Below are 4331 nucleotides of genomic sequence, written 5' to 3'. Positions count from 1 at the left end.
TGGTTGAATAAATCTGTTTTTGGCAGGAAATATAAAGGGGGGGTGAAGATGATAGCTCCCCCATTTTGACGGATACTTCGAGCGGAAGAAAAAATTCCCCTGAAGCAATGGCCGTTTTTCAACCAGGTGTAATTCAGTAGATGGGTAAGTAAGTCGAATCATATTTTGAAGCTGGGACAGTTTCGGGGTATCTGGCTCTAATTGAGATAATTTATGATGAGCTTGAATGGCAACGAACGGCTTTAAATGAGAGGAGATATTGGCAATTAGTCATTGAAATTGCAGGTAAAAATGGAGCTGTCTATCGCTAAATGTCGCGCATCCCTGATTTTGATTCTCCTGCTGTTTTACCAGAGACAAAAAAGCCCGACAAAGGGGCTTTTTTACTGGATGGATTGAATTTTAAGGCGAATTTGGCCTTGAACCATCATTTTTAAGCGTTATATAATTGAGAAAGGTAGTGTTTCTGGCCAAAAACCAGCTACACTATATAGCGCTACATTCTACCTTGGTTATTGTCAGAAGTTCTTTCGAAGTAATCTCCTGTTAATTACCTTGTAAGATTTGTAACACTTTTAATATTAATACTGAATGAGGTAATTACTATGGCTACAGGAACCGTAAAATGGTTTAACGAATCAAAAGGCTTCGGCTTTATTTCCCCTGACGATGGCAGCAAGGACGTATTTGTTCACTTTTCAGCCATTGCAAGTGAAGGCTTCCGCACACTGGCTGAAGGCCAGCAGGTAACATACGATGTGGAAGATGGCCCCAAAGGCCCACAGGCAGCAAACGTAAAGACATAAACTGTCTGTTAGTTTGATGACTTCAATAAGCCCCGCACAACAATTGTGCGGGGCTTATTTTTTGCGCAGTAAAATCCCTGTCGAACTGCATTTCACAGGTTTCAATTTCCCTATCTTTGTAACTAAAATCCAGATTATCTTTTCGCGCTATTCATGATCGTGTTTGTGGCCGGAATCATTAGCGTGAGGTGATTGAGTTATTTCCTGTTGGTGCGTGGAATGATCCTGGTCGTTGCTGTGTTTATGACCGCGATGATAGAGCGTCCAGCTCATGGTCCAGATGCCGAAACCAATGATTAGCAGCGCCGCAATATTGCGTACACTGGTTTTTTGTATCCAGACTTTTACCTGGTGAGCAAATGCGCCAGTCAGTAGCATCGCCGGTAAGGTTCCCAGCCCGAAACACAACATGATCAGCGCGGATTGTTGCCAGTGAGCAGATGTTGCGGACCAGGTCAGGGTGCTGTAAACCAGGCCACAAGGCAGCCAGCCCCAGATAAATCCAAGGAGTGCAGCTTGTGAAGGTTTGGTGACGGGCATTAATCGATTGCCGATGGGTTGCAGGTATTTCCACAGGTAACCCCCCAGTTTTTCAAGATACGTCAGGCCTCGCCACCAGCCAGCAAGATAGAGTCCCATGGCAATCAACATTAGTCCCGCAAAGATGCGCAAGCTCGGACCGACCTGGCTGCCCGTTTTCTGCAGGTAGCCGCCAAGTAAACCTACTATAGCGCCAGCAATGGCATAGCTAAATATGCGGCCAAAGTTGTACAGCAATAATATGGGTGTTACCTGGCGTATATTTCTTTGTTGCTCAGGAATGGCAAAACTCAATGCATTCATAATACCGCCACACATACCGATGCAGTGTGCGCCGCCCAGTAGCCCAATTAGAAATGCTGTCGTATAAGAAAGAGGATCATGGATCATTGACGGCTGTCCTTAATTATTAATTTCTAGAAAGCGATATGTATTGCATGTGTTTTTGGCGGTAGAATAACAAAGAATCATCCGTTCCTTATTCGAAAGTGAACAACCACAACTATGGATATTAAAATCATTGCAGGGGTACTGGTATTGGCTATTGTCGCGCTGGCTGTTGGGATAATGATTCCAGGTGGCGGTGACAGGCCGATGCAAACTTTTCCCTGGCAAATAACTCACACCGCGGATGGTACTACCCAGGTGTTCGGTCTCGCGTTGGGTCGGAGTACTTTGCAACAAGCTGAGCAGGTTTTTCAGTCCGAAAGTGAACTGAGCCTGTTTGAGCCGGCACCGGGCAAAGGTCAACGCGTCGTGGAAGCCTACTTCGATAAAGTGAACCTTGGCGGATTGAGTGCCAAGGTGGTGGTCGTGATTGCACTGACAACAGAAGAATTGCAGACCATGTTTGAACGAGGTGTCCGAATCAGTACCCTGGGTGACGGTAGTCGTAAAGTGAGTTTGCATGCCGAAGATGTGGCGCGAGTACGTGAGACGCCGATACGCACGATCACTTATTTGCCGCGCATACGCCTGGAAAGCGCGTTGCTTGAAAAGCGTTTTGGCAAACCGGAGCGGGTAATTCCAGAAAAAGAAACCAATACCAATCATTGGCTATATCCGCAACTGGGACTGGATATCGCCCTGGATGAAAACAACAATGCGGTATTTCAGTATGTCGCGCCGGCACAGTTCGAACAGTTGATAAAGCCGCTGGATCAACGTTAATATTTTTGTCTTAACAGTAAACAACATAAAAATTTGTTAGTCTTCATTGTCAGCATCAGGCCAGTTCTTGCCCGGTTCTTTCTTTTTCGCGTCAGGTAGTAACGGGTCATCGTCATCCATGATAATGCGATTGGCATCTCCTTCCATGTCATCGTATTGACCACTTTTTACTGCCCACACCAGTACGCCGACCATGATCAGGCCCAGAATAATCATTGCGGGGATTAATCCGTAGATGACTTCCATCAGCTGTTCACTTTTTTAAAGAGAGTGCGAATACGCGCTGCATTACCGATGACCAGCAAAGAGCTGATGGGCATGGATATCGCGGCTACCAGAGGGGTAATGAATGCCGCCATTGCTAACGGCACCATGATGATGTTGTAGGTAAAGGAGATAGCAATATTCTGGCGTATCGTGCGTAAAGTGCGTCGCGAAAGTTGTAAGGCCAGGCGTACTTTATCCAGTTCGTTACTCATTAATACGATGTCTGCACTATCACCTGAAATATCCGTACCTGAACCCAGCGCAATGCCCACGTCTGCCCGCATTAATGCCGGGGCGTCATTAACGCCATCGCCCACCATGGCAACCTTGACACCATCCTGTTGCAATTGTCGAATGACGTGGTCCTTGTCTTCAGGCAACACCTCGGCAATGGTTTCCATACTTCCCAGTTGTTCGGAAATCGCCTCGGCGACCGCCTGGCGGTCACCGCTCAACAATGTCATACGAATATTGGCGGCACGTAATACATTTATCAGGTCCTGTGCGTCGGGGCGCAAGGTATCGGCAATGGCAATTAAGCCCGCTTCCTGATCATTGATGGCAACATGAATACATGAAATGCCCTGGGTTTCCCATTGATCGGCACGTTGCTCAAAGGCAGGGTCCAATTCTATCTTATGCTGTTTTAACCAGGCACGGCTGCCCACAAGAATCGAATCGTTGTTGAGCTTGCCGATCACACCATAACCGGGCCGGTTCTCAACGCTGCTCGCGGAAGGTAACAGTAATTCTCGGGTATTGGCTGTTTCTACAATGGCGCGCGCAATACTGTGTTCGGAAAATCGTTCCACTGCCGCGACGCAAGCGAGCAATTGATTTTTCTGCAATCCCTCGCGAGTGACTATTTCCTGCACTTGCATGCGTCCTTCGGTTAAGGTGCCGGTTTTATCAAACACAATATGCTCAATGCTGGACAAGGTTTCCAGCACTGCACCATTTTTAATTAGAATGCCATGTCGCGCACCCAGGCCGGACGCCGACGCGATGGACATGGGCGTGGCAAGGCCAAACGCGCAAGGGCAGGTGATAATGAGTACCGCTGTGGCAGCCATTAATGCCAGTTCAAAGTCGCTGCTGAACCAGTAAATAAATGTGGCGCTCGCCAACACCAGGGTGGCTGCGACAAACCAGGGCACGATGCGATCGGCGACACATTGAATGGGCGCCCTGGATGTCTGGGCTTCTTCCACAAGATGGATAATACGCCCCAGCGAAGTATTGCGCAGGGTGCCTTCTACTTTGATAGTCAATACGCTATCGATATTCAAGGTACCTGCAGAGACGTGGTCGTTGCCGGTTTTGCTTACAGGCGTTGATTCACCGCTCAACATGGATTCGTCTACTTTGCTGCGGCCATCAACGATAACACCATCAACTGGAATACGGTCGCCCGGTTTTACCAACACCAGGTCATTCGGTTTTATGGCGCGTATCGGCAGCAGGGCCTCTTCGCTGTCACGTAATACCGTCGCTCCCCGTGGTTGCAAGTCTAACAAACGTTGCGTGGAAGCGACAGCCTGACGCTTG

General features: G+C 48.0%; 5 protein-coding genes. 2 read left to right on the top strand and 3 right to left on the bottom strand.

Annotation, left to right across the window (positions count from 1 at the left end):
- The first annotated feature begins 605 nt into the window (after window positions 1-605).
- The gene (gene cspE / locus ACWVCM_RS14730) at window positions 606-806 is read left to right on the top strand and encodes a transcription antiterminator/RNA stability regulator CspE (RefSeq protein ID WP_455202522.1); all 201 of its coding nucleotides are present in this window, start codon (window positions 606-608) and stop codon (window positions 804-806) included.
- A gap of 147 nt (window positions 807-953) precedes the next feature.
- Here the strand turns inward: cspE and ACWVCM_RS14725 are convergent, their stop codons facing one another.
- On the bottom strand, window positions 954-1736 hold the full coding sequence (locus ACWVCM_RS14725; protein ID WP_455202521.1) for a sulfite exporter TauE/SafE family protein: 783 nt from the start codon (window positions 1734-1736) through the stop codon (window positions 954-956).
- A 114-nt stretch (window positions 1737-1850) separates the two neighbouring features.
- On the opposite strand from ACWVCM_RS14725, the gene ACWVCM_RS14720 reads away from it, so the two are divergent.
- The gene (locus ACWVCM_RS14720; protein WP_455202520.1) at window positions 1851-2516 is read left to right on the top strand and encodes a hypothetical protein; all 666 of its coding nucleotides are present in this window, start codon (window positions 1851-1853) and stop codon (window positions 2514-2516) included.
- A 36-nt stretch (window positions 2517-2552) separates the two neighbouring features.
- On the opposite strand, the gene ccoS is transcribed toward ACWVCM_RS14720, so the two are convergent.
- Both ccoS and ACWVCM_RS14710 read right to left on the bottom strand, forming a co-directional pair.
- Entirely contained in the window at window positions 2553-2762 is a 210-nt protein-coding gene (ccoS, locus tag ACWVCM_RS14715) for a cbb3-type cytochrome oxidase assembly protein CcoS (RefSeq protein ID WP_455202519.1), read from the bottom strand.
- A partial coding sequence (locus ACWVCM_RS14710; protein ID WP_455202518.1) for a heavy metal translocating P-type ATPase occupies window positions 2762-4331 on the bottom strand: 1570 nt, incomplete at its 5' end. The genes ccoS and ACWVCM_RS14710, both read right to left, overlap by 1 nt.

The organism is Kaarinaea lacus, from assembly GCF_975902315.1.
Note: the sequence above shows the minus strand (reverse complement) of the source record. Positions and strands in the feature narration are given on the sequence as shown.